The organism is Zhongshania sp. (genome assembly GCF_041623545.1).
Lineage (GTDB): Bacteria > Pseudomonadota > Gammaproteobacteria > Pseudomonadales > Spongiibacteraceae > Spongiibacter.
In genome coordinates, this window is the sequence record NZ_JBFJWS010000342.1 from 1 (window position 1) to 3,234 (window position 3,234).

Sequence of the window (3,234 nt, forward strand, 5' to 3'; positions counted from 1 at the left end):
AAAAGCAGATCATTTGCGGGTGGAGGCAATTCACAATGAAGATGGTTACCGAGAAGTTAGGCGGTTGTTGTCAAAGCAGTATAACCGCGATGTGTTGGTGCCGGATATTCAGATCGTGCGCTATGAACACATGGGTGATCGATCCTTGGTTTTGCGATACAACTGCCTGCGGGAACGCCCGCTGACTGACGACGCCAAGGAGGTACTGAAGCATTTAAGCCGCTTATGGGGGTTTGCGGTAACCATGGAGGTGTATGAAGAGGGCAAAGGGGTCGTTGATAAAATTGACGTCTCGCCAGCCAAGTAGCCGCTAATTAAACCCGCAGCGACTACTTGGGTTGGTGATCAGTTACCCTCAAATTTTGCAGTGGTCTTGTTCACAAAGGCGTCGACAGCGCGGTGGTGGTCATTCGTGTGATGACACTGGGCTTGCACATCCGCACAAACATCGAGAAAGTCATTTAATTCCTGGCGCTGCGCCAACTTCATTAATCGTTTTGTCTGCCGTAAGGCTAGTGGGGGTTTTGTGGCGTAATCTTGGGCGTAACGCTCGGCAGTGGTCATTAAGTCGTCTGCTGCGACGCATTCGAGCAGTATGCCTAATTGTAGGGCTTCCTTGCTGTCGATGATTCGGCCGCTGAAGCTCAATTCAGCGGCGCGCTGATAACCCACCAGGCGTTGTAAAAACCACGCGCCGCCGTCGCCAGGAATAATACCTAGGTTAATGAATGTCTCACCAAAGCGGGTGTATTCACAGCCAATACGTAAATCCGCCATGCTGCATAAATCAAAGCCCGCGCCAACGGCAGCGCCGTTCACGGCGGCAATAGTCACGATTTCCGCATTGTGCATGGCGCGCGAAATTCGCTGAATTCCATTGCGGTAACTGTCGCTGATTTCCGCTGGGCTACCGCCAAACATGCCTTGTTTATCACGCATTTCTTTGACGTTACCACCGGAACTGAAGGCCTTGCCCGCGCCGGTAATAATTAGAGTGGAAATGGCCTTATTGCCATTGGCCCAAGAAATGGTATTGCACAAGTCGTCGATAAGCGCGGTGCCCGTCAAGGCGTTGCGCAGATCGTCGCGCTCAAAGCGAAGAATAGCGTAGCCAGCTTTTACAGTTAGTGATGCATCGACTAGCAAGGGTTCAGGATTCATATAAGCTTCCAAATGGTACATGTCAGGGTGATGTATTTGGGCGTTTAGCCGGTTCGTAGAGTATATCAAAGCTGTGTGATATCAGTGACCGAGGCGCGGCATGTAAACCGGAAAAGTTGGCCTCGTTTTTGCTGAATATTCCTTGGCTGAGCTGGATATCCATTGATGGTGGCCTAGGTGTCTATTTTGGTACTTGGCTTGGTTCTGACATTAATGGACGAAAATGCTGGGCTAGCCACCAGTGCTCTGTGAATTATAAAGAATAAAAGGTGACCTAATGACTAAAGTATTTTGCGATCAGCTCGCGGCTTTGCCGTTATCCGAGGTATATATTAATTTTTCGGCTGGAGGGCGCTATACCGCAGCAATTGCTCTAGAGGGGCGAGTGCTGGATGTCTATGAAAACGACGGTGTGGCCCTGCAGCGCTTGTCCCTGCAAGGGATTACGGGATTCTTAACGCGCTGTGGCTGCCCGCAGCAATCCTTTGTAATTGATCTTGGTGTCGACTTGGCGGCGCAGCCTAGCGTGGCACTACCAGTATCTTTGTCGGAATCAAGGCTAATGTGAAAAGCCACGGATTGCCGCCGTATTCTGAGGGCTAGCCTAGCGTCGTTTGGGCTGAACGGGGGCTGTGTAAACTCCGTGGGAACGGCGTTTGCCGATAGTAATTTGCTGGTAACAACCAAAAAAAGGCGCGTTATTTTATTCTGAGCTGACCGTGAGAGTGCCTATATGGCTACCCTTAGGCTGCAATTCAAATTTAAAACGGCCAGATTTCGACGCGCTGAGATCGAGGGTTTGCGGCGTGTCTGGTGATAAAGTTAGGGTTTCTTTATAGCCTTGTAGATGCAATTGCTCAGCTCGATTACTTTGTACAATAATTCTAAGTTGTTGATCTTTTTCGAGTTTAATAGTTTTTTCGCCCTCGACAAGTCGCCCGTCGATGAGCTGCCAGTTGACGGTATAGACTTGCTGATCTCGAAAGTCGGAACGTAAAAAAACTATCGCATATATCGCGACAGCGAAAGCTGCGAGTGAATAGATCATCTTATTATTCATTGCGATTCGCTCCCTTTGAACCCTCTGCTGCTAAGTTACCCACACTAATAGAAATCACTGTCATTGAGAATACTTCGCGCTATAAATCTATATGCTATGATAACTTACTGATTTTCCTTTGTTTTGCGGTCAAGCCAAGTTTATTAAGGCAAGCGCTATTGCAGCGGATAAGCGTGTTTATTGGGTGTGTTATCGGGCGCAGCAGCATCGTGTGGCTATAATCTGTTTGTTTTTCTTTAAAAGCAATGGCGAGGCTATTGAGTGTTTAAAGTCCTGAAATTAATTATTACAACATTCAAGATGAGATTTTTGTCCTTGGTACTGTTGCTCATTGTTATTTTAACAGTGCTGATGATTCCTGTATCTGATCATAAGGTCCGAATAAAAGAAGAGCGTCAATTAGAAAGTCATTTACGAGATGCAGTAGTAGAACGTAGTAAAGCATTTTTGGCGAGCATAGAGCGTTTAAAAAGAGATACCGTATTTCTTGCGGGGACGCCACCAATCCAAGGCATCATCCGTGCGCTAAATAACGGTGGCGTTGATCCTAAGGTAAATAACTCAACTGAAGAGTGGGAAAATCGTTTGCAGGAAATTTTTTCTGCATATTTAGAAATTCAACCGGGAGTCCAGCAAGTTCGCTATATTGGTATTGCTGATGACGGTCGGGAACTGGTGCGTGTCGACCGAAAAAATAATAAAATTTCCGTAATAGATCATGCGCAATTACAGAGAAAAGCCGACCGAGATTACTTTGTGGAAACACTTAATCGGGGCCATGGTGAAGTTTATGTGTCGAAAATTGACCTTAATCGCGAGTTTGGCAAGATTGAAGTTCCCCATATACCTACGCTAAGACTCGCGACCGCGATTTTTGATAAGGCCGGTAACGAGTTTGGCGTGCTCGTAATTAATGTCGATTTATCGGGAATATTTTCAAATATTGAAGAGGATATTCTGCCAAACGAAATACTCTACCTTCTAAATTCAGAGGGCGACTTTCTTGTGCACCC

4 protein-coding genes and 1 pseudogene are annotated in these 3,234 nt (G+C 46.8%); 3 read left to right on the forward strand and 2 right to left on the reverse strand.

Going from position 1 to position 3,234, the window contains the following annotated elements; all coding sequences use genetic code 11:
• Nucleotides 1–307, forward strand: a pseudogene (locus ABYT30_RS17525) (SpoVR family protein); the annotation flags it as partial.
• A 38-nt stretch (nucleotides 308–345) separates the two neighbouring features.
• Here ABYT30_RS17525 and ABYT30_RS17530 read toward each other — a convergent pair.
• The gene (locus ABYT30_RS17530) at nucleotides 346–1,161 is read right to left on the reverse strand and encodes an enoyl-CoA hydratase-related protein (protein WP_373097768.1); all 816 of its coding nucleotides are present in this window, start codon (nucleotides 1,159–1,161) and stop codon (nucleotides 346–348) included.
• A gap of 277 nt (nucleotides 1,162–1,438) precedes the next feature.
• On the opposite strand from ABYT30_RS17530, the gene ABYT30_RS17535 reads away from it, so the two are divergent.
• Nucleotides 1,439–1,729, forward strand: a complete 291-nt coding sequence (locus tag ABYT30_RS17535) for a hypothetical protein (protein WP_373097770.1) — start codon at nucleotides 1,439–1,441, stop codon at nucleotides 1,727–1,729.
• Nucleotides 1,730–1,864: 135 nt separating this feature from the next.
• Here the strand turns inward: ABYT30_RS17535 and ABYT30_RS17540 are convergent, their stop codons facing one another.
• Entirely contained in the window at nucleotides 1,865–2,221 is a 357-nt protein-coding gene (locus ABYT30_RS17540; protein WP_373083292.1) for a hypothetical protein, read from the reverse strand.
• A 261-nt stretch (nucleotides 2,222–2,482) separates the two neighbouring features.
• Here ABYT30_RS17540 and ABYT30_RS17545 point away from each other — a divergent pair.
• The coding region (locus tag ABYT30_RS17545) for a cache domain-containing protein (RefSeq protein ID WP_373097772.1) at nucleotides 2,483–3,234 on the forward strand (752 nt) is incomplete at its 3' end.